This window comes from Pseudoalteromonas tunicata, assembly GCF_002310815.1.
GTDB lineage: Bacteria > Pseudomonadota > Gammaproteobacteria > Enterobacterales > Alteromonadaceae > Pseudoalteromonas > Pseudoalteromonas tunicata.
Genome location: NZ_CP011032.1, coordinates 3,116,152 through 3,137,208, shown reverse-complemented (window position 1 = coordinate 3,137,208; position 21,057 = coordinate 3,116,152). Strand labels below are relative to the sequence as shown.

24 protein-coding genes are annotated in these 21,057 nt (G+C 40.1%); 15 read left to right on the top strand and 9 right to left on the bottom strand.

From position 1 onward, the window contains the following. Nucleotides 1–52 precede the first annotated feature (52 nt). Complete coding sequence (locus PTUN_RS14275; RefSeq protein WP_009837645.1) at nt 53–1,294, top strand: DEAD/DEAH box helicase; 1,242 nt, start codon at nt 53–55, stop codon at nt 1,292–1,294. Nucleotides 1,295–1,333: 39 nt separating this feature from the next. Here PTUN_RS14275 and PTUN_RS14270 read toward each other — a convergent pair whose 3' ends face one another. Further along, nucleotides 1,334–2,983 (bottom strand): FMN-binding glutamate synthase family protein, encoded by a 1,650-nt coding sequence (locus PTUN_RS14270; protein ID WP_009837644.1) that lies wholly within the window; start codon nt 2,981–2,983, stop codon nt 1,334–1,336. Nucleotides 2,984–3,165: 182 nt separating this feature from the next. Between PTUN_RS14270 and PTUN_RS14265 the strand changes: the two genes are divergently transcribed. Together PTUN_RS14265 and PTUN_RS14260 are read left to right on the top strand one after the other, a co-directional pair. Next, the gene (locus PTUN_RS14265) at nt 3,166–3,738 is read left to right on the top strand and encodes a mechanosensitive ion channel domain-containing protein (RefSeq protein WP_009837643.1); all 573 of its coding nucleotides are present in this window, start codon (nt 3,166–3,168) and stop codon (nt 3,736–3,738) included. 116 nt (nt 3,739–3,854) lie between these two features. Further along, nucleotides 3,855–5,807 (top strand): TonB-dependent receptor plug domain-containing protein, encoded by a 1,953-nt coding sequence (locus PTUN_RS14260; RefSeq protein ID WP_162892525.1) that lies wholly within the window; start codon nt 3,855–3,857, stop codon nt 5,805–5,807. Between the two features lie 125 nt (nt 5,808–5,932). Here the strand turns inward: PTUN_RS14260 and rimK are convergent, their stop codons facing one another. Both rimK and PTUN_RS14250 read right to left on the bottom strand, forming a co-directional pair. Continuing rightward, nucleotides 5,933–6,838, bottom strand: a complete 906-nt coding sequence (gene rimK, locus PTUN_RS14255; RefSeq protein WP_009837641.1) for a 30S ribosomal protein S6--L-glutamate ligase — start codon at nt 6,836–6,838, stop codon at nt 5,933–5,935. Nucleotides 6,839–6,851: 13 nt separating this feature from the next. Beyond that, nucleotides 6,852–7,277: an ATP-dependent zinc protease family protein gene (locus tag PTUN_RS14250; RefSeq protein WP_009837640.1), complete on the bottom strand. Its 426-nt coding sequence runs from the start codon at nt 7,275–7,277 to the stop codon at nt 6,852–6,854. 131 nt (nt 7,278–7,408) lie between these two features. Here PTUN_RS14250 and PTUN_RS14245 point away from each other — a divergent pair, with 131 nt between their 5' ends. Then, the gene (locus tag PTUN_RS14245; RefSeq protein WP_009837639.1) at nt 7,409–8,380 is read left to right on the top strand and encodes a zinc transporter ZntB; all 972 of its coding nucleotides are present in this window, start codon (nt 7,409–7,411) and stop codon (nt 8,378–8,380) included. 83 nt (nt 8,381–8,463) lie between these two features. Here PTUN_RS14245 and PTUN_RS14240 read toward each other — a convergent pair whose 3' ends face one another. Continuing rightward, nucleotides 8,464–8,748, bottom strand: coding sequence for a hypothetical protein (locus PTUN_RS14240; RefSeq protein ID WP_009837637.1), 285 nt, complete (start codon nt 8,746–8,748; stop codon nt 8,464–8,466). Nucleotides 8,749–9,132: 384 nt separating this feature from the next. Between PTUN_RS14240 and PTUN_RS14235 the strand changes: the two genes are divergently transcribed. From PTUN_RS14235 to PTUN_RS14225, 3 genes are all read left to right on the top strand, one after another. Further along, nucleotides 9,133–9,639 (top strand): DUF3087 family protein, encoded by a 507-nt coding sequence (locus PTUN_RS14235; RefSeq protein WP_009837636.1) that lies wholly within the window; start codon nt 9,133–9,135, stop codon nt 9,637–9,639. A gap of 151 nt (nt 9,640–9,790) precedes the next feature. Further along, nucleotides 9,791–10,663, top strand: a complete 873-nt coding sequence (locus tag PTUN_RS14230) for a TIGR02285 family protein (RefSeq protein ID WP_083781254.1) — start codon at nt 9,791–9,793, stop codon at nt 10,661–10,663. 83 nt (nt 10,664–10,746) lie between these two features. Then, a complete protein-coding gene (locus tag PTUN_RS14225; RefSeq protein WP_009837634.1) occupies nt 10,747–11,427 on the top strand; it encodes a phosphoglycolate phosphatase in 681 nt (226 codons plus the stop codon). A gap of 14 nt (nt 11,428–11,441) precedes the next feature. On the opposite strand, the gene PTUN_RS14220 is transcribed toward PTUN_RS14225, so the two are convergent. From PTUN_RS14220 to PTUN_RS14200, 5 genes are all read right to left on the bottom strand, one after another. Beyond that, nucleotides 11,442–12,896, bottom strand: a complete 1,455-nt coding sequence (locus PTUN_RS14220) for an FAD-dependent oxidoreductase (protein ID WP_009837633.1) — start codon at nt 12,894–12,896, stop codon at nt 11,442–11,444. 83 nt (nt 12,897–12,979) lie between these two features. After that, on the bottom strand, nt 12,980–14,167 hold the full coding sequence (locus PTUN_RS14215) for a vWA domain-containing protein (protein WP_009837632.1): 1,188 nt from the start codon (nt 14,165–14,167) through the stop codon (nt 12,980–12,982). A gap of 4 nt (nt 14,168–14,171) precedes the next feature. Continuing rightward, nucleotides 14,172–15,011 (bottom strand): AAA family ATPase, encoded by an 840-nt coding sequence (locus PTUN_RS14210; RefSeq protein WP_009837631.1) that lies wholly within the window; start codon nt 15,009–15,011, stop codon nt 14,172–14,174. A gap of 70 nt (nt 15,012–15,081) precedes the next feature. Further along, the gene (locus tag PTUN_RS14205) at nt 15,082–15,540 is read right to left on the bottom strand and encodes a hypothetical protein (protein WP_009837630.1); all 459 of its coding nucleotides are present in this window, start codon (nt 15,538–15,540) and stop codon (nt 15,082–15,084) included. Nucleotides 15,541–15,626: 86 nt separating this feature from the next. Further along, nucleotides 15,627–15,863: a DUF1653 domain-containing protein gene (locus PTUN_RS14200; protein ID WP_009837629.1), complete on the bottom strand. Its 237-nt coding sequence runs from the start codon at nt 15,861–15,863 to the stop codon at nt 15,627–15,629. Between the two features lie 116 nt (nt 15,864–15,979). Between PTUN_RS14200 and PTUN_RS14195 the strand changes: the two genes are divergently transcribed. The 8 genes from PTUN_RS14195 (at nt 15,980) to PTUN_RS14160 (ending at nt 21,045) form a co-directional block, all read left to right on the top strand. Next, nucleotides 15,980–16,456 carry a DUF2947 domain-containing protein gene (locus PTUN_RS14195; protein ID WP_009837628.1) on the top strand — a complete coding sequence of 159 codons (477 nt, stop codon included), beginning with the start codon at nt 15,980–15,982 and terminating at the stop codon, nt 16,454–16,456. 69 nt (nt 16,457–16,525) lie between these two features. Beyond that, the gene (locus PTUN_RS14190; protein WP_009837627.1) at nt 16,526–17,155 is read left to right on the top strand and encodes a hypothetical protein; all 630 of its coding nucleotides are present in this window, start codon (nt 16,526–16,528) and stop codon (nt 17,153–17,155) included. Between the two features lie 14 nt (nt 17,156–17,169). Further along, entirely contained in the window at nt 17,170–17,451 is a 282-nt protein-coding gene (gene ftsB / locus PTUN_RS14185; protein ID WP_009837626.1) for a cell division protein FtsB, read from the top strand. Next, complete coding sequence (gene ispD, locus PTUN_RS14180; protein WP_009837625.1) at nt 17,451–18,149, top strand: 2-C-methyl-D-erythritol 4-phosphate cytidylyltransferase; 699 nt, start codon at nt 17,451–17,453, stop codon at nt 18,147–18,149. Before ftsB ends, ispD begins: the two co-directional genes overlap by 1 nt. Beyond that, entirely contained in the window at nt 18,146–18,628 is a 483-nt protein-coding gene (ispF, locus tag PTUN_RS14175) for a 2-C-methyl-D-erythritol 2,4-cyclodiphosphate synthase (protein ID WP_009837624.1), read from the top strand. Before ispD ends, ispF begins: the two co-directional genes overlap by 4 nt. After that, nucleotides 18,625–19,656, top strand: a complete 1,032-nt coding sequence (gene truD / locus PTUN_RS14170) for a tRNA pseudouridine(13) synthase TruD (RefSeq protein ID WP_009837623.1) — start codon at nt 18,625–18,627, stop codon at nt 19,654–19,656. The genes ispF and truD overlap by 4 nt, the downstream gene beginning before the upstream one ends. Next, on the top strand, nt 19,653–20,423 hold the full coding sequence (surE, locus tag PTUN_RS14165; protein ID WP_009837622.1) for a 5'/3'-nucleotidase SurE: 771 nt from the start codon (nt 19,653–19,655) through the stop codon (nt 20,421–20,423). The genes truD and surE overlap by 4 nt, the downstream gene beginning before the upstream one ends. After that, a complete protein-coding gene (locus PTUN_RS14160; RefSeq protein ID WP_009837621.1) occupies nt 20,407–21,045 on the top strand; it encodes a protein-L-isoaspartate(D-aspartate) O-methyltransferase in 639 nt (212 codons plus the stop codon). The genes surE and PTUN_RS14160 overlap by 17 nt, the downstream gene beginning before the upstream one ends. Nucleotides 21,046–21,057: the final 12 nt, after the last annotated feature.

Sequence of the window (21,057 nt, the reverse complement as noted above, 5' to 3'; positions counted from 1 at the left end):
CCGTGCATCTCTGCTAAAATAGCGGCAATTTTGATAGCTAAGGTAATAAAAAATGGGATTTGCTGCATTAGGGTTAAATCAACAACTGGTTCAAGCGCTCACTGAGTGTGGTTACGATACACCTACGCCTATCCAAACTGCGGCTATTGGAGAGATTTTACAAGGTAAAGATGTGATGGCTGGCGCCCAAACGGGCACAGGTAAAACAGCCGCTTTTGCACTGCCAATTTTACAGCGTTTGGCAGAGCAGCCTGAGCGAAAGGGCCAATTGCGTACTTTGGTGCTAACGCCAACCCGAGAGTTGGCGCAGCAAGTATTTGCCAGCTTTGAAAAATATGGCCAGCATAGTGAATTAACCGCCGCTCTTGCTTATGGCGGCGTAAGCATTGGTGAGCAAATTAAAGCTATTAAAGCGGGCGTTGATATTATGGTGGCAACACCTGGGCGTTTGCTTGATCACTTAGTTAAAGGCACGGTTAATTTATCAAACGTTCAATATTTGGTTTTTGACGAAGCAGATCGAATGCTCGATATGGGTTTTATTGACGAAATTAATAATATTTTGCGTCGGTTACCTAAAGAGCGCCAAACCTTATTATTTTCAGCCACCTTTGATGATGCAATTTTTAAACTGAGTAAAAAATTGCTCAATCAGCCTGTTTTAATTGAAGTGAATCAACGCAATCAAGCTGCCAGCGAAGTTGAACAAATTGTTTATGCGGTTGATGCTGATAGAAAGCGTGAGTTGATTTCACACCTAATTGGCGCTAAAAATTGGCAGCAAGTGCTGGTATTTACTCGTACCAAACAAACTGCAGACGAACTTGCTAAAGAAATGTGCAAAGATGGTTTAAAAACCCAAGCTATTCATGGTGATAAATCTCAGGGGGCACGAGATAAAGCCTTAAGTGAGTTTAAAGAAGGCAAAACGCGGGTATTAGTAGCCACCGATGTTGCGGCTCGCGGCATTGATATTCAGCAATTACAGTATGTGATCAATTATGAATTACCTTATATCGCTGAAGATTATATTCATCGTATTGGTCGTACCGGTCGTGCGGGTGAAAAGGGCCTAGCGATATCGTTATTGAGTATTGACGAAAATTGGCTGCTTGAAGAAATAGAAGCGGTACTTGATAAGCGTTTACCTCAGCAATGGTTGCCAGGCTATGAGCCTGATTTAACCAAAGAGCCCGTAGATAAACGCAAAAATGGCAAGGTAGCTGAAAAGCGAAGAGCTAAAAAGCGTTTATCTGGGCAAAAAACGGGTAATCGTGCGCAGCGTAAACGTTAATATAAGTTGATACATGCGCGAGCATGCATCAGATGACAATTAAACGATGTGTTGAAGCTTTAAGCCTGGCGGGCACAACATATCACCTTCAGGTACATAAAACTGAGCGCTTGATGCTTGTTGCCACCAAATAGACCAGGGGTAACTTAATTGTTCAGTATCAAATAGTGCGTTTTCTGCCAATAGAGGGATTGCAGCGCCATATGAAATCATTAATCCATTTTGAGTACGACGTTTAATCATTGCGGGCGTCAAATTTTTTGGATCATCAAGTCCCATGCTGCCAACTAGTTCAAAAAAACTATGTAAGGTATTGCGTTGAAAATTGGCTACCCGTTGTCCTTTGACGGGCACATCAATTGCTTTACCCCGAGCATCATCTTGAGTTGCAATACCTGTTGGGCACATGTTGGTATTACAGCTTAGTGATTGAATGCAACCCAGTGCCATCATCATGGTTCGAGCCGCATTAACCACATCCGCTCCAACCGCTATTTTTGCCAATAAATCAAAGCTTGAGGCTGTTTTACCTGCACCAATTAAGGTGATTTTATCGCGTAAACCACAGCCTCGCAGTGCGCTATTGGCTAAATACAAGCTTTCTAAACAAGTTAACCCCAAGCGATTTGAAAACTCGACTGGTGCTGCCCCTGTGCCGCCTTCGGCACCATCTATGGTGATAAAATCTGGGAGGATGTTTGTTTCGAGCATGGCTTTACAAATGGCTAAAAACTCAGCCGGATTACCCAAGCAAAGTTTAAATCCTATTGGTTTTCCGCCGCTGAGTTCGCGCAATTGTTTTACAAACATTAGTAAGTCAATGGGGGTAGTGCATTCGGGGTGTGCTGCGGGTGAGACACAATCGTGTTGTTTGTCTATGCCCCTAATTTGAGCAATTTCATCGCTGATTTTGGCTTTTGGCAGCACGCCACCATGGCCAGGCTTTGCTCCTTGAGAGAGTTTAATTTCAATCATTTTGATGGAGGTTTTTTGCGCCATGGCAGTGAATTTTTCACTATCAAAGCGGCCATCACTGCCACGACAGCCAAATAATCCTGAGCCAATTTGCCAGACTAAATCGCCTCCGTGTTTTAAGTGATACGGGCTGACGCCGCCTTCACCGGTATTGTGGTAAAACCCGCCAATTCTAGCACCAAGGTTAAGCGCTTCAATGGCATTGGCACTGAGGGCACCAAAACTCATGGCTGAAATATTAAGGTAATCTGCGCTGTAAGGCTCAAGGCAATCAGGGCCACCAATTAATACGCGTTTATTGTTTGCGTGAACGTCGGTTGGCGCTAACGAATGCCATAAACTTAAATAATTGGCCGCCATTAAATCACGTTGCGTGCCAAAGGCGATGGTATCACGCTCGTTTTTAGCTCGTTGATACACTAATGATCGCTGCTCACGATTGAAGGGCGTTTCTTCGGTATTGTTGGCAATAAAATATTGCTGAATTTCTCTGCGAAATGACTCTAAAAAATAGCGGATGTAGGCTACAACCGGATAAAGACGATTTAAACTATGTTTTGAATAGCGCAAATCATAAAAGCCAACAACCGTATAAAGCATTGTAAAACTAAATAAAAAGGCGGTTGTTTTACTTGGCCATTTGAGCCATAAGTAACCCGCACCGAGGTTTCCTAATGTGGCAATCCAATAATAAAATTTTTGCATTAATGTCATGAAAATGGCTCCTTATTTTTTCATTCAGTGTAGGGCGATTCATAATTAAAAACAAAAGCTTATTTGTTATGAAACTATATTTATAGGCTAAACTGCGGCACAATAGTGCCTCAGTAAGTTGAGGTCCAATATCAGTACTTTGTTACTTTGCAACCTCGTTTTTATGATTTTGAAGGTATGAGATGGCGTTATTAGAATCTATTTTGGAACAGTACAAACTGATCGTCACTTTAATTGTTGTTTTACTTTTTCCATTTTTAGTCAAACTGCAAAAAAAACTGCTCGCAAATACAGTTAAAGGGCGGATTGATCCCCATCGTCAGCATCGTGCTGAATTATTACTGACCAGCATTTTAGCCATTGTTTTATTGTGTTTGGTTTTAGTGTTTTGGGGCATTGAACTTCGAGGGTTATTGGTTCTTGGTTCATCCTTGTTTGCCATGTTAGGTGTTGCGCTTTTTGCTGCTTGGTCTTTGTTAAGTAATTTAACCTCGTTTTTATTGATGTTTATCCAAAATGATTGTCGTGTTGGTTATTGGGTTCGAGTCATCGATGGTGCCAATTTTGTTGAAGGTAAAGTAGTGGAAATGGGCTTGTTAAATGTGATTTTAGAAACCTCTGATGGTCATCGCGTTTTATATCCTAATAATTTATTTGTTGTACGTCCTGTTATGATTTTGAATCGCTCCTTACGAGAGAAAAAGAAACTTTATAGTACTCGTTTAATTGAACTGAAAAAGCGTAATACACGTTAAACAATCGTTAAGTTTTGCTGTTAATTAATTGTATCTTGGTTTGTTGCGTTTTATTTGCTATTTTCAAGTTAGAGTCAAAAGAGGGCTTCTTTATTAAAGCATTACTTATATCTTCATTGCTTCTGTCTGCAACAGCGCTTTACGGTGCTGAAGGTGAGGATATCTTTGATTTAAGTTTTGAAGAGCTGTTAGCTGTTAATATTGAACTTGCCAGTAAAACCAGTGAAACCCTGCAATCTGTGCCATCAACTGTTACCGTTATATCAAAACAACAAATCGAAAATCTAGCTGTAAATAATGCCTATGATTTAATTAATTTTATTCCCGGCTTTCAATCAACTCGTGGTGATTGGGTTGGAGCTGTGCCTAAAGAGCATGCCAGAGGCGTATACCTAGACAGCGGCAACTTATTGGTGATGATAAATGGTGAACGCTTAAATGAGTTTTCTTTTGGCAAGGCATCTGTTTATACCCCATTTATTCCAACAAGTATTCTTGAAAAAGTCGAAGTTATCCGCGGGCCAGGCTCGGCATTGTATGGTAGTAATGCATTTATTGGCGTGATTAACTTTGTAACTAAAAAGCACGAAAACCAAGTCATCGTAGGTATTGGTGAGCACGGTTTGGCTCAAATGTCTGCCAATTGGCACCAACAATTGACACAAAATTCAAAAGCTTTCGTTAATTTAGCGGTTGATAAATCACAAGGGGAGCAATATACCGATTTTAATCAGGTGAAAGACCCTCTAGATGCGGTTTATTTTGAGCTTGGTTTGAGTGTTAATAAATGGCATTTTAATGGGCGTTATAACCAAGTAAACCTTGATCAGTTTTTGAATTTGGGCGGTTTTTCGGCTCAAAATCGCCATAAAAGTGAAAATAATTATTTAAGTGCGCAATATCAATGGTGGCAATCGGCTCAGTCGTCATTAAGCTCTAAGTTTTTTTACGGCTTACATAAAATAGCCTCTTCAGGCATGATTATTCCAGCTGAAGCTCAGATAGTAAGCGAGCCTTTTTTTGTAGGGCCATTTTGGCGTACTCGTGAATTGGCGTTTAATACAGATTATCAAAATGAATTATCACAAACTTTAAGTTTAACCAGTGGCTTTGAATTAAAAAAAGTCGAGCAGCTCCAAGCTGGGATTTATACCAGTCACTTTGATACAGAGCAGCAAAGAACAATTCCTGATGATAATTATTGGCTTGGTGGGCCGACTAGGCTTAGCGAAAACCCAGAGTTTGCGGGGCTAAAAAAATCACTCGATCAATACAGTGCTTATGGTCAATTTAAATGGCATTACAGCAATGATTTAACGATTTTTTTAGGCGCACGATTTGATGATGTTGTGAGTATTGAAAGTAAAGTATCGCCTCGTTTGGCTGCTGTTTTTAGTGGCATTAAATCGCACACCATTAAATTTCAATATGGTGAGTCATTTCGAACTCCTGTTACTAATGAGCTTTATTCTAATGATGAAGTGACCAGTGGCAACCCTGCTTTAACCTCCGAATTTGTCAAAACGACCGAGCTTGTTTGGCAATACCATAATCAGCAATTTAATTCAGAATTAGTCTTTTTTAGTAATGACCTGAATGATTTTATCAATAAAGTCGCCACCCCGAATGGGCCTGCAGAATTTACCTTTGCTAATGTGATCGATAAAAAAATTCAAGGCTTAGAGAGTAGCTTAAATTGGCATTTTAGTTCAGGGCTTGAGCTTGGGGTTAATATCACTAATTTATTTGATAAACCTGCCAATGCGAGTTTTAAACACTTTGCTAGTACGTTTATTAACTATCGTATTGAAAGTTTGTTGTTTAGCGTAAATGCTAATTGGCGCGATGGCGTTAATGTCGCGCTAGATAATGGTATGGATTTTTCGCAAAGTGCCTATCTGCTTTTTGGTGGGAGTGTGCAATGGCAATTGAGCGATAAGTCAAAGTTAAGCTTAAAAGCGACTAATTTACTCGATAAGCAGTTTGTTGTGTTTGATCCCAGAATGGATGATGGCCAAGTGCCAGGACAGGGGCGACAAACTCGCATAACGTATCAATATAGTTTTTAAATCATCGAATCTTGATGTGATAAAAACAGCATTTATCTTTGATTCAAAATGTTAGTTAATCACTTATTAAGAACCGAGGTTAAGTAATAAAAAAGGCCTTAAAGGCCTTTTATTATGTCAAATTATTAACCACGACCGCGGGTTGATGTTTTATTTTCACTCGCATTTTTAGCAATGAAATCAATGATCATACCGGCAATGTCTTTACCCGTTGCTTTTTCTATTCCTTCAAGGCCTGGTGATGAGTTTACCTCCATGACCAAAGGTCCTCGGCTTGAACGTAATAAATCGACACCAGCAACATTGAGTCCCATTGCTTTTGCTGCATCAACAGCAGTTTTGCGCTCTTCAGGAGTGATTTTGACTAAAGATGCACTGCCGCCGCGGTGTAGGTTTGAGCGGAATTCACCTTCTTGTGCTTGACGCTTCATTGCAGCAATGACTTTATCGCCAAGTACAAAACAGCGAATATCCGCGCCGCCAGCTTCTTTAATATATTCTTGCACCATGATATTCGCTTTTAGGCCCATAAAAGCTTCTAAAACGCTTTCTGCTGCTTTACGAGTTTCGGCAAGTACAACCCCAATTCCTTGAGTACCTTCAAGCAATTTGATAACAACTGGTGCGCCACCGACCATTGACAATAAATCTTTGATGTCATCGGCTTTGCTTGCAAAACCTGTGACAGGCATGCCAATGCCTTTGCGCGATAATAACTGTAAAGAACGTAACTTATCTCTTGAACGGGTAATTGCGACTGATTCATTTATTGGGTAAACACCCATCATTTCGAATTGACGTAATACTGCACAGCCATAAAAAGTCACCGAGGCGCCAATGCGTGGGATGATGGCATTAAAATCAGATAGGTTTTCGCCTTTAAAATGAATTTCAGGTTTGTCTGAGTTGATATTCATATAGCAGCGTAATGCGTCGATTACTTTTATTTCAAAGCCACGTTCTTCAGCTGCCTCAATGAGACGCTTGGTTGAATAAAGGTTTTTATTGCGAGATAAAATACCTATTTTCATAATGTTTGTTCCTTTATTTTGTGAGATATGACGCAGCAGGATCTACGATGATTTTGTCATTCATAGCAGTGCGTCCCAAAAGCATTCTAAACATCATGTTTTCCCTATTTGTTAGGGTGACTTCGATAGGAAAGCTTTCTTGATTAATTGTTAAGGTTGTTTTAATAACAAATCTGGTTTCTGTGTGTCCGCCTGAATCGGTGACTTTTCGCATGTCGACAACTTGTGCTTCAGCAACAAGTTCGACCTCTGTATTTTGTTGAATAGGGTGAAGCCAAAACCGCACCCAATTCTGGTTGTTTTTTTTGAATTCTTCAACTTTAAATGCATGCAAACAAGATGTACGGGCACCAGTATCAATTTTAGCTTTGATTTTTGTGATCCCAAGATCTGGTAAGCTGAGCCATTCTCGCCATCCAACTAATAGTTTTTCAGCCATTGGTTATTCTCTTTTAGATGTGATTTATTGGGCATTGAATAATTGTAAAATCATTAGGTGATTCATTTATTTGAGTATAACTTACTCCTTAATTCTTATCTTGCGTTAGCACCGAAATAGTGAGAAAAATTATGAAAAACCAAGGATTAATCCATGCGCTACTACTTGATGGCGCAGGAGGAGCAAAACCACTTAATGCGCATGAGGTTCGCTCTTGGCAACCTGAACAAGGTCAATTATGGCTCCATTTTGATTATGGTGTAGAGCAAAGCCAAGATTGGATCCAACAAGATTTAGGGTTAGAGCCGTTAGTTATTGATTCGTTATTAGCAGGTGAAACCCGCCCAAGAGCGGTTAAAGTCGCCAGTGGATGTTTATTATTTTTAAGAGGTGTGAATCTTAATCCTGCACAAACGCCAGAAGACATGGTATCCATTCGGGTTTATGCAGATGAAAACAGAATTATAAGTACGCGTAGACGGCGATTATTATCCGTTAGCCAATTACATGATCAGTTAATGATTGCCCAAGGCCCTTGCTCTATTTCTCAAATTATTAGCCAATTGGCGCTTGGCTTAACTAGTCGGATGGAAAGTGTGATTGATGAAGTCGACGATAGGTTAGATGTTTTTGAAAGTGATTTAGGGGTTGCTGCTAATGATAATTTGCATCAAGCTTTATCTAAAATACGCAGGCAAACTATTACACTTAAGCGCTACATTAAACCGCAACGCGAGGGGTTAAAACAGTTTTTGTCGCATCAACTTGTTTGGTTTGAATCTGAGCAAGTGCAAGTTATTGAAGAAAGTATTAATGATCTAACACGCTTAATCGAAGAGCTTGATATGGCAATTGAGCGAGCACAAATAGTATATGAAGAAATTGCTAACTTGATTTCAGAACAAGTTAATAAACGCATGTACATTATGTCAGTTGTCGCTGCGATTTTTTTACCACTTGGTTTTTTGACCGGATTACTTGGGATTAATGTAGGTGGTGTACCTGGTACTGAAAACCCAAATGCATTCTTTATTTTTGTCGCTTTATTAGTGGGATTATTTGTTTCATTGGCCGGATATTTTAAATATAAAGGTTGGATTTAAAGCTTAATAATGTTTGTTGCTAAAGATTTAGGGCATAAAAAAACGCAAGTCTTTGCTTGCGTTTTTTTATTGTTTATTTGTTATTAGCTAGTTTTGAGCCAATTAACAAATAAACGAGCGTCGCTGTTTGTAGCAAAACGCGTATTTTTTAATCCTGTTTTATCAGCAAAAATAACATTGCTTTTATTAACAGAGATAGACTGCACTGGATGTGCAATTTGGATCAACGATCCGTTATAGTTATATGACATAGAAAACTCACAATAAATGTGTTCAGCATTTTGCTGAAGAAATTTTAAAATAAGCTTCAATACAGTTTTGACGATTCTTCCGAACACTAAGTCAATGAGTTTAGTATTCTCTAACATGGATTTTCATTTTAGCAATAGACAAGCATTGCTTTAGTCGCCGTACAATAATTCAGCTTTTCGATTTTTTAATGCTGGCTTACTGGATCAGGGTAAGAAGGGGCATTACTACTGGAATTTAACACTGAGAGGTTAGTGGTAAACCAAAGAATGGATGCTATCTGTTATTTGCTTCTTACGCAAGCGTTATTTTATTTAATTAAGATAAAAGGTGCATAAAAATCTTTTTTATCGCATAAATCAATTTTAGTAGGACCAATTAAAGGGGAGTTATTGAGATTAAATTAGCAATTGGGGTTATTTTATTTTGCTTGTTGCATTTAGTTAAGTAAGTTTGTTCTTTCAAGGTAGAATAAGTTGTTTTTATTCTGATAGTGAGGACGTATGCAGTTACAAGAAATCAATAAACAACGTTACAGAAAACATTTAAATATCATTATTGTGGCGGCTATTGTGGTGCTTTCCATTTTAAGTCTGTCTATTTCGCAGTCTTTAATTGCTCTTTTCCCATCAGAGCAAGGGTCACATTTTCATTGGAATTTAATTGGCGTGATTTGTGGTTCGTTAATAATTGGTTTTGTACTGAAGCACAATCGCGAGCATACCTTTATGACTGAGGTAATGTATGTGTGGGATTTAAAACAAGCGTTAAATCAAGTGACTCGAAAACTACAAAAAGTTAAAAATGCAGTCGACCAAGGTGATGTATCTGCAATGCATACCTTATATTTTTATTATTCAGGTAATCGCCAATTATGGTTACTTGATGATAATACGATTACTTTGGATGATTTAGCGATTTGGCAGGCGGAATTAGAAGTTAAAGCAAAATCGGTTAATTTAATTTTAAATGCCTCATTACATGACCCACTTTACCTTCGTACTCTTTAATCTTGCTGTATCATTTTGGCTATAAATGGTTTTGTTTGTAGCCAAACTTTCAAATTGCCTGCTGTAAATCTAATTCTTTTTTATTATTTTAATTTAACTTCCTTCCTATTTTCGTATGGTGTGTTATCACTTAATTATCAGTTAAAAAGAGTTGAATATTCACTTGAACACTTTCAATAAGCAGCTTTGCCATTTTAGTTTCTTATTATTGAGCATATTGAGTGCTTGGGTTGCACATGCTCAAGAGCAAATTATTTGGCAATTAAACCACGCGCCACCTTCAACAATTGTTCATGGTGAGTTTAAAAATAAAGGTTTTATCGATCTAATTTTAAAAGAAATTATTGATCAATTGCCTCAGTATGAGCATGTAATTGAGGTCAGTACACTTGCAAGTTCATCGTTTGAAATCAGGGCTAAAAAAAATGTTTGTTTACCAGCTCTATTTGATACTCCTGAACGACAAAAATTTATGGTTTTTTCCAATGCCAGTATCGCTCATCCAAGTAACCGAATTGTTTTATTAAAGTCAAAGGCACTTACTATGCCCGCTTCAAACCTAAGACACTTACTCGCGAATAAAGCATTATTTATTGGTCTTGATCAGGCCCGCTCTTATGGATCTTATATTGACGCAATCCTTGCAGACTTTGAACCTGCCGATAATATTTATCGCCGTGAATCGGAATCGCCCAATGGATTAATCGAAATGGTGGTCGCTGGGCGTTTAGATTACACCTTGGCATATCCATTTCAAATTCAGTATTACTTACAAAGCCATGGATTCAATGGAGATAACCCTTTAATAGAGCAGAAAATAGAAGGGCTGGAGCCTTTTTCTATGGGGAAGGTCGCCTGTGCAGATACTCCTTGGGGGCGTAATGTAATAAAGCAGGTTAATGAAGTATTAGCCCGCATTAAACCGACAAAGGCATATCAAAATGCGATGACAACTTGGTGGCGACAAAGCGCCGCTGATCCTACTTTTGTTGAGTATTATCAAAACGTTTTTTTGACTCATTAAGTTTTATTTAAGTTTGTTATTAAATTACTCGCTCTAAGAAAGGTATAATCGCGCTCTAAAATAAGCTAAGAGTACTTTTGACTATGACCTTTTTTGCTAAAGAGCTGATTATTTTTGATTTAGATGGCACTTTAATAGACAGCGCTCCTGATTTAGCGCTAACAATTAATTTAATGCTGGCTGATTTACAACTTGAGCCAGTTGATGAGTCGCTTATCCGTACTTGGGTTGGCAATGGCGCACAAGTATTGGTGGAGCGTGCTTTAGCGCATGCATACTTATCAAAACCTGTAGAGCTGAGCTTAATTGATGATGCTCTCGCTATTTTCTTAAATCATTATCAGCATAATTTAGTGGTAAAGAGCCGCCTTTACCCAGATGTATATCGCACGTTAACGACATTGAAACAGCAAGGATTTACCCTTGCTTTAATTACTAATAAACCGGAGCGTTTTATTGCCCCGATATTGGCTGCAATAGAGCTAAATTCACTATTTAGTAATGTATTGGGAGGCGATAGTTTAGCGCGTAAAAAGCCCGATCCTCTACCTCTGATTACTGCGTGCCAACAACTCGACTTTTCGGTTGAACAAGCTGTGATGGTCGGAGATTCAAAAAATGATATTTTGGCCGCCAAAGCCGCTAAAATGCAAAGTGTCGGCCTTACTTATGGCTACAATTATGGCGAACCCATTGCTAATTCCAAACCAGATTTAGTGCTCGATCATTTTGCAAAATTAATTGACCATCTTGTTCGGGTTTAGCCAATAATACTCATTTATCCCTGAATATTTTTTGCAAGCGCAATCGGATACTCTCGCTGGCTAGCTAATGTTTTAGCTGTTTGCTCAATTTGCTGGTCAGTAAATGATTGCGTAATCGCAAAATAATGACCCGCATTGGCTGCTTTTTCGCTAAGTTCAGCACATAGCAGCTTTTTATCGATTAAATCTTGCAAAATTGCATCGCTGGCGCACAGTGCTGACGATGCTTTTACTATTTCAGCGCGAGCATAATTAGCTGTTTCAAATGAGACATCGGCTGCACGTAACGTTGGATCTTGCCCTGGTATTTGCTGGGCGCCATACAGTGGTTTGCCTGCAGGTTTTGCCGAATCAAAACTTGGCATAAATTGTGCCAAATGGTGAATGGACAGTTGTGTTCTTTGGTGAATATCAACTTGTTGCCACAAATGGCGCGCCTTATTGAGTAATTTAGTGGGTAATAAAGGTTGAGCGCTATCTTGATTGTTTTTTACCAAGCCATCTTTAAACAAGGTGATGTCTTGCGTCATGCCATGTAGCTGAAAGTAGCCATCAGGATAAGGCGTTAATTGTGCCATGCCATTGGGTGTACCGCGTTCGCCTAAAATAATCACTTCAGGCCAAAGCCCAATGCAATCAGGCCATTTGGCGACATAAGCGGCTTTAAATTCCACCATTCGATTTCTTTTAAAGCCAAGCATGTCATCAATTTCACCCGTCTGATATCCGGCAGCATTAATCAAATAGTCAAACTTTACAATTTCATGATTCGTTTGCACCGACCATTTATCTTCAATCTGACTAACCGACAATACTTGGCTGTTTAGCTTTAGCGTACAGCTTGGTAATTGCGCAGCGGCCAAAGTCGCAATGGCGGCTAAGCGAAACGAACTTAAGCCATATTCTTGCACTAAAATAACAGGCCATTGTAATTGAGTTAAATCTAGATTTTTAGCCACAGGAATAAGCCAGTCATCTAACGTGTTTATTTTAAGTGGCAGATGCTGCTTGGCGAGTTGCTCAAGGTCTTCTTGTTGATAAATTTTATAATAATCATTTGGTTTACCAAGCACTTGATTACTTGGGTCTTGAGTTATTAACGCTTGGTAATACTGCTGTAATTTTTGAAGGCGCGGTAAATAATCGTCAACGCTGCCTTTGTCTCGTTTTGGTAATGCTATGACAGTTGGACGAATATTGGCACTTTGTTGATAAACTTTTAACGTATCAATCGATTGTTTTAGTAATGTAAGACATTGTTTATCTGAGATTTCTCGATACAAATTACCACCAGCGTGCAGGTGACAAATTGGAGGGCCATTCACTAGGCTCGGCCCTTGCTCAATTAAGGTTGTATTGATGCCTAATTCTGCAAACCGTATAGCGATAGTCGAGCCTGCGATGCCTGCACCGATAATACCGACGCGGCATGAGGTTGACGAGGTAAGTTGTGCGTCATTAGATTGCATAGTTTTTACTTAAATGGCCCAAAGAAACGGGCGCATTCTAGGTGAAAACGGCGCTCATTTCACCCTCAAATTTATTAAGGGTATTAACTTAGCGCTTTAATTGCATCGTTGATCCCACCTAAGGTTAGTGGAAACATTTTTTGGTGCATCAGTTGTTTTATCACGCCAATTGAGTGATAAAAATCCCAGTGTTGCTGTGGTTGTGGATTGAGCCAAACGACTTTATCAAAATGCTCCGTTAAGCGATTTAGCCAAACTTGGCCCGATTCTTCATTCCAATGTTCAACACTGCCACCTGGATAGGTTATTTCATAAGGACCCATGGTGGCATCGCCAACAAAAATCACTTTATAGTCTTTGCCATATTTATGCAAAATATCAAAAGTTGAAAGGTGCTTTTCACGGCGGCGCTGATTATCTTGCCAAACCTGTTCATAAACACAATTGTGAAAATAAAAGAACTCTAGGTGTTTAAACTCGCTATGAGCGGCGCTAAATAATTCTTCGCAAGTCTGAATGTAATCATCCATTGAGCCGCCGACATCAAAAAACATCAGCACTTTAACTGAGTTACGGCGCAGTGGTTCCATTTTAATATCCAGCATGCCACCTTGTTTTGCCGTAGCGCTAATGGTGTCATTTAGTGCTAGTTGGTTCGATGCACCGCTTCTTGCAAATTTACGCAGTTTTTTTAATGCCAGTTTCATGGTGCGTGAGGAAATATCCGCTTGGTTGTCAAAGTTTTTAAACTCTCGTTGATCCCACACTTTCACCGCTTGGCGTTGGCGGTTTTCGGCTTGGCCGATACGGATCCCCTCAGGATTATAACCATAGGCGCCAAATGGTGAAGTGCCGCCGGTACCGACCCATTTGTTGCCGCCCGCGTGGCGTTTTTGTTGTTCTGCTAGACGTTCTTGCAGCGTTTTTAACAGCGCATCGAGGCCCCCTAGGGCTTTGATTTGTTGCTTTTCGGCTTCGGATAGATTTTTTTCAAACTCTTTACGCAGCCATTCATCGGGTAAGTTAGCAGCTTGGCTGAGTAAATTAACCACATCTAGTTGCACGATGCCGTTAAAGTATTCGGCAAATGCTTGATCGAAGCGATCAAACGCGCTTTCGTCTTTGATTAAAATGATGCGTGCTAATTGGTAAAAGTCGTCCATGTTAGCAAAGACAATACCTTGCTCAAGGGCGCGAATTAAATCGAGTAATTCGCGCATGCTAACTGGTAGCTGATACTTTTTGAGTGTTAAAAAAAATGAAATAAGCATGGTATTAGCGTTTACGGCTCATAAATGCGAGCTTTTCAAGCAGGCTGATATCTTGTTCATTTTTAAGCAATGCCCCAAACATAGGCATTAAACCACCTTGATGTGTTTTATCTTGTAATGTTTGGGCGTCAATCTCCTGTGCCATTAGTAACTTTAACCAATCAAGCAATTCGCTGGTTGAAGGTTTTTTCTTTAAACCATTGACATCGCGCAGTTCAAAAAAGGCTTCAAGCGCTGCACTGACTAATTTTTGTTTTACATGTGGGTAATGCACATCAATGATTTGTTGCATTTGCTCTGCGGTTGGGAAATTAATGTAGTGGAAAAAACAACGTCTTAAAAATGCATCGGGCAGCTCTTTTTCGTTATTGGAAGTAATAATCACAATAGGGCGCTGAGCCGCTTTAACACGCTCTCCAGTTTCATAAACGTGAAACTCCATTTTATCGAGTTCAAGCAGTAAATCGTTTGGAAATTCAATATCGGCTTTATCTATTTCATCAATCAGTAAAACAGGGCGTTTATTGGCACTAAACGCTTGCCACATTTTGCCTTTAACAATGTAGTTATTGATATCGTGAACACGCGCATCACCAAGTTGGCTGTCACGAAGACGAGACACTGCATCGTATTCATATAAACCTTGTTGCGCTTTAGTGGTTGATTTGATGTGCCACTGGATGAGCTCGGTATCAAGTGCTTTGGCAAGTTCCTCAGCAAGCATGGTTTTACCTGTACCAGGTTCGCCTTTAATCAGTAACGGTTTTTCTAATAACATCGCGGCGTTAACCGCTAATTTTAATGGTTCGCTGGCAATATAATTGGCTGTGCCGTTAAAGGACATGATTGAATCTCTCAAGTGGTCTGATGAGAATATCATCCCATACTCATGCAAAAATACCAACAGCTTGCAATTATAAACTCGACTCCGGCGGTGTTTGTTGGCAAAAGTGTTCTGGGATTTTTGTCAGCGTCACTTTGCTTGCTTCTTTGACTAAGACACATTCACCTGGTTTGATGCTTTTGTCTTTTTGTACCACCGAAAAGTTGCCTTGAGTAACGCTACTTAATTGATACTGATAAGCGTTGTTATCTCCTTCAAAAGCGGCGCTGATTATTCCTGTAAAAAAAGCACCGACTATTGTACCTGCAATCATGTCACCGCTATCGCCATCTAGGTTTTTAATTAATCCTGTGGCACCGCCAATTGCCATAGCTTCGGGCACGTCAGAATCAAGTTTTACATGGGCAATCGAATCAACGCGAGCGTAATACTGTTTGATCACTTTATTTTGGTCAGCGCGATCAATGCCTTGATTAGCACAACCTGCAAGCCAGCTAACCATTAATAAAAGGGGAAGTGATTTTTTCATGAGCAATTCTCTTTAAGGTTTTCTAAAGTGTAGAGAATTACTTTGTTAGCTTCTGCAGGAAATCTGTTGAAAAGTGTCAAAAACTGTTAATACGTTCCAAGTGTTTTTGTTGAAGGAGTGATTAATTTAAAGCGTGGAACGATTTGACCATTAATTTCGACCGTTTCGTTAAACATGGTTAAAGGCCTAGCCCAAATACCAAACTCGCCATACAAGGCTTGGTAAATTACCAAGGCTTCTTGGGTTTCGCTGTGGGTTGCTAAAGCGAGCACTTGATACTCTTGACCTTTGTAATGCTGATATAAACCCGTTTGGATTGTCATGTTTTTTCCTTTTGTTCAGCCTAAAGACTGGTTTTCGCTTTCATGGCGCTATAAATCTAAGCCTGTGCTGAGTTATACTCTAACTAATTTTGGCAAAGGGCCTGTAATGAGAAGTCATGAATTATATACCGTTAGAAGAACATAAACACGCGTGGGTATTTCGCCATAAAGATTTGCCAATTTCGCCTGACGATCTGGCATTAATTAAGCCAATGACCGAAGCGCGCGCCGCAAATGTGTGGACTACGTTTATTAGCCAAGAACAAGATCATCCAGATTTTTTTACTGAAAAAGAGTGGCTTGGCCAAAAATCGACTTGGCTAGAAACCATTAATTGGGAAAAAGCATGGGAAAAAGAGGGCTCAGCCTTACCCGATGAAGTGTTAGGCCATTTAGCTTGGGATAATAATACTACGGTATATTTTTGTTTATCTCGTAATAATGTAATTGAAACCCGTTGGGATGTTTTTGTGCGCTGTTGGCAGAACTTCTTGTTTATGAGTGATGGCGTGATTTTATTAGGTAAAAAACGTCAACAAGTTGCTCAGTTTATGGCAAATGGCACGGTAAAATTAGGGCAAAAATCAGCTTAGCGACAAATGTTTTCACTGCGGACTTTGCTATGGTATAAAAACACAGCAAATTTTTAAAAAGGAAATGCATTGTTAGAGCAACTTAATCAGCAATCTGAACTATGGCAAGATGTTGAAAAGCATCGTTTGCATGCTGAGTTGTGTAATGCGTTTTATGCCCGTGAAATCTTAAGACTCAGCAAAGAGCAAAATAATACCAAAGTGTGTCGCATTTTAGCCAGTTTACCTTTTTACATTGAGCGTGCTGCGGTGCATATTTTAGCGGGTAATAGCCCGTTGCAACTCGATAGCCAAAATGGCAGTTGGATTGCAAAACAAGCGGCGCATCCGCCAGAATTTTTAGGCGAAAAAGTTGCTGACTATTATAGAAAAAATGCGAAGGTTGGTTTAATTGTGCCAATAGTGGTGTGCAAAGAAGGCATGACTTTCATCAAACTCGATAGTATTGATGAAATTCAAAACGAAAGTCTACATTGTAATCAACATGGTTGGTTTTCATTAAATGGGTCAAGCCAAGACTGTGATGAGCAATTATTAATTAAACCGACAAAAGCATCAATCACCGCCGCTTGCTGTGGTCATGTGTGGTTACAGCAAAAACGAACTTCGCCAAGGCGTTTGGCGCTTAGAGAAATGTTATTAGCAGCAAATTTAAATTGGCTTAACTTCGCCAAGCCGTTTATGGCCAATAGACGTTAAACACGGAGAATAATATGCGTCTTTTTCAACTGGCATTGGTGTGTTTGTTTGCCTTTATTCAATACAAATTATGGTTTGGCCATAATGGAGTCAAAGATTATACCCGCTTAAAATTGGCTGTGCATGAGCATCAGCTTGTTAATGACAATTTAAGTAAGCGAAATAAGCTGCTAAAAGCCGATGTTGAAGATTTAAAAATTGGCCTTGATGGTATCGAAGAGCGCGCACGTAATGAGCTTGGGTTAATTAAACCCGGCGAAACTTTTTACCGTGTATTGCCTGGTAAACAAAAATAATGAAACAAGTCAAAATAGCTGCCATTGTGCCAGCGGCTGGAGTGGGAAGTCGCATGCAAAGCGCCTTACCTAAACAGTATATTAAGATTAATCAACAAACTGTCTTAGAGCACACTTTAAATAAGCTGTTATCTGTTGCGGCCATTGAGCATATTATGGTTGCAATTAGCCCAGACGATATGTGGTTTGGTGAGCTTGGAATAAATGACGAAAAAATTACCTGCACCGAAGGCGGGGCGCAGCGCGCGAATACCGTATTAAATGCATTAACTCTTTTAAAAGATCAAGGGGTTGATTGGGTATTAGTACATGATGCAGCGCGCCCTTTAGTACACTCAAGCGATATTGAGCTATTAATTGATCGTTGTTTATCAAGCCAAACGGGTGGGATTTTAGCCTCAAAAGTGAAAGATACCATTAAGCAAGGTGGCCAATTTATTGAAGCTACTGTTCCTCGTGATGCGCTTTGGCAGGCTTTAACACCGCAAATGTTTCAAGTTGATTTACTTTTTCACGCACTCACAAATGCTTTAAACGCAGGTTTTATTGTGACCGATGAAGCCTCTGCTATGGAGCACGCTCAGCATCCAGTGATGCTTATTGCTGGGCGCTCAGACAACATAAAAATTACCACCCCTGAAGATTTAATACTTGCTGAATTTTACCTCAGCACAACGCGCAGTTTGGAGACACAATGATCCGTATTGGCCATGGTTTTGATGTACATCGATTTGGCGGCGAAGGTCCGTTAACAATTGCGGGCGTAAAAATAGATTACCCACAAGGTTTTGTGGCTCACTCTGATGGCGATGTTGCCATCCATGCTTTATGTGATGCCATTTTAGGGGCTTTAGCATTAGGTGATATTGGTAAGCATTTTCCTGATACGGCAAAGGAATATGAGAATATCGATAGCCGAATTTTATTACGCCATGTGGTCTCATTGGCAACTGAGCGCGGTTATCAATTAGGTAATGCTGATATTACGATAGTGGCACAAGCGCCAAAGATGCTGCCTCATATCGAAAAAATGCGCGCAATTTTAGCTGCAGACTTAAACGCGAGCGTTGAGCAAGTGAATGTTAAAGCCACTACCACCGAAAAATTAGGTTATGAAGGGCGAAAAGAAGGAATTTCAACTCATGCGGTTGTTTTAATGATGAGCCAACCAGTATGAGTGAATTAAATTACTTATATGGTAAACCGCTTTCGCATGCTGACTTTAAAAAAGAGCCCGAAGATTTCATGGTTGATGAGGTTTTAGGGTTTGAGCTCAGTGGTGCGGGTGAGCATGTTTGCTTGCAGGTGGTAAAAAAAGGTGAAAATACCCAATTTGTTGCTAAGTTGATTGCGAAACATGCAGGGGTTAATCCTCGTGATGTGAGTTATGCCGGGCTTAAAGATCGCCACGGGGTTTGTACACAATGGTTTAGTGTGCCAGTTCCAATTAAAACTGACATCGATTTTAGTGTGCTTAACAGCGATACACTGTTTATTGTGCAGCAAGTGAGGCATCACCGAAAATTACGTACTGGTTGTCATCAAGCTAATAAATTTACCATTAGGCTTCGAAATGTTAGTGAGCCGCTTGATGTGTTTTGCCGCATCAATGCGCTCAGGGCTGGTGTGCCTAATTATTTTGGTGAGCAACGTTTTGGTCGTGATGGCCATAATTTAACGATGGCGCAGCGCATGTTTGCGGGCGAACGTATTCGTGATAAAAAACTGCGTGGTATAGTGATTTCTGCCGCGCGTTCCCATGTTTTTAATCAAATAGTCAGTAAACGTGTGCTTGAACATGGTTTAGCCAAAACCATGCATGAGGAGGTATTTTTACTCGATGGCAGTAATGCATTTTTTAAAGAGCCAATTAATAGCCTTAATTTAGATAGACTAGCAGCGAATGATATTGCTTTATCGGCACCTTTGATAGGTAAAGGTGATGAGGCGCTTACGGCTCAAGAGTTACTTTGGTTGGCTGATTTTCAACAGTGGCGAGATGGTTTAATTGAGCTTGGTTTAAAAACGGAGCGGCGTTTATTACGCCTAGTACCGCAAGGGTTAACTATTAAGCAAGAAGACTCAACGACGCTAGTAATTGAATTTGCTTTGGCAAAAGGTTGTTTTGCAACTGCATTATTGCGTGAACTTGTACTCTATCGTGATGCATCCCCAAGTCATAAAGAACAGGAAGAAGAACAATGAGAATTTTATTAAGTAATGATGATGGGGTTCATGCCAAAGGGATTGCGGTGTTATATCAAGCGTTATCACAAATAGCGGAAGTTGTGCTGGTAGCACCCGATCGCAATTGCAGTGGCGCAAGTAATTCGCTGACGCTACTTAACCCACTTCGTGCTACTACGTTAGAGAATGGTTTTATCTCTATAAATGGTACGCCAACCGATTGTGTGCATATTGCTTTGAATGAACTGCTCGATTTTGCGCCTGATTTAGTGGTTGCAGGTATAAATAACGGCGCCAATTTAGGCGATGATACCTTATATTCGGGCACAGTCGCTGCAGCAACAGAAGGGCGCCATATGGGCTTGCCTGCGGTTGCGGTATCGTTATGCTCTAAAGATGAGCAATATTACGAAACGGCTGCAGCCGTTGCTGTGAAAATTATTTCGTCTTTAGCGTCTCATCCTCTGCCAAAAGATCAAATTATTAATATTAATGTGCCGGATATTCCATTAGCAGAGCTAAAGGGGATTCAAGTAACACGTCTTGGCGCGCGTCATAAAGCTGAAACTATGACCAAACAACTAGACCCTTGGGGCCGTGATATTTATTGGTATGGCAGTTTAGGAAGTGAGTCGGATGCAGGCCCCGGTACTGACTTTTATGCTGTAAAACAAGGTTATGCCTCAGTTACTCCTTTAACCGTTGATATGACAGCAAAAGAGAGTTTAGTGGCAATGAGTGAATGGGTCGGTAACTTGGAGTTTCCTAGTGCTCAGCAATTATGATCGTAGTGCACAGGCACTAGCGCATAAACTATCGCAAGATGGCATTACCAATCATTTAGTATTAAACGCAATTGCAGCAACACCAAGACATGTATTTGTCGATGATGTACTAAAGCATCAGGCATATCAAAATACAGCATTGCCTATCGGCCTTGGTCAAACGATTTCGCAGCCATACATTGTTGCTAAAATGACACAATTATTATTAGATGCTGGTGTGAAAGATAAGGTGCTTGAAATTGGCACTGGCTCAGGCTACCAAAGTGCTATTTTGGCTCAGTTGTTTAAAGAAGTGTATTCTGTTGAGCGGATTAAATCCTTGCAATGGCAGGCAAAAAGACGGCTACAGCAGCTCGACTTTTATAATGTGATGATGAAGCACGCCGATGGTTGGCAAGGCTGGCCTGCTAAAGGTCCGTTTAATGGCATCATTGTGACCGCAGCTGCTGCGCGCGTGCCAGAAGCGCTTTTAACGCAATTGGCTAATGAAGGGGTATTGATTGCACCGATTGGCGAAAAGGAGCAGCAATTAATCATTGTGCAACGACAAGGTGATAATTTTGTTCATCATCAACTAGAGTCTGTTCGTTTTGTGCCTTTGATTGATGGTGACATCGAATAAATACGATTTTTT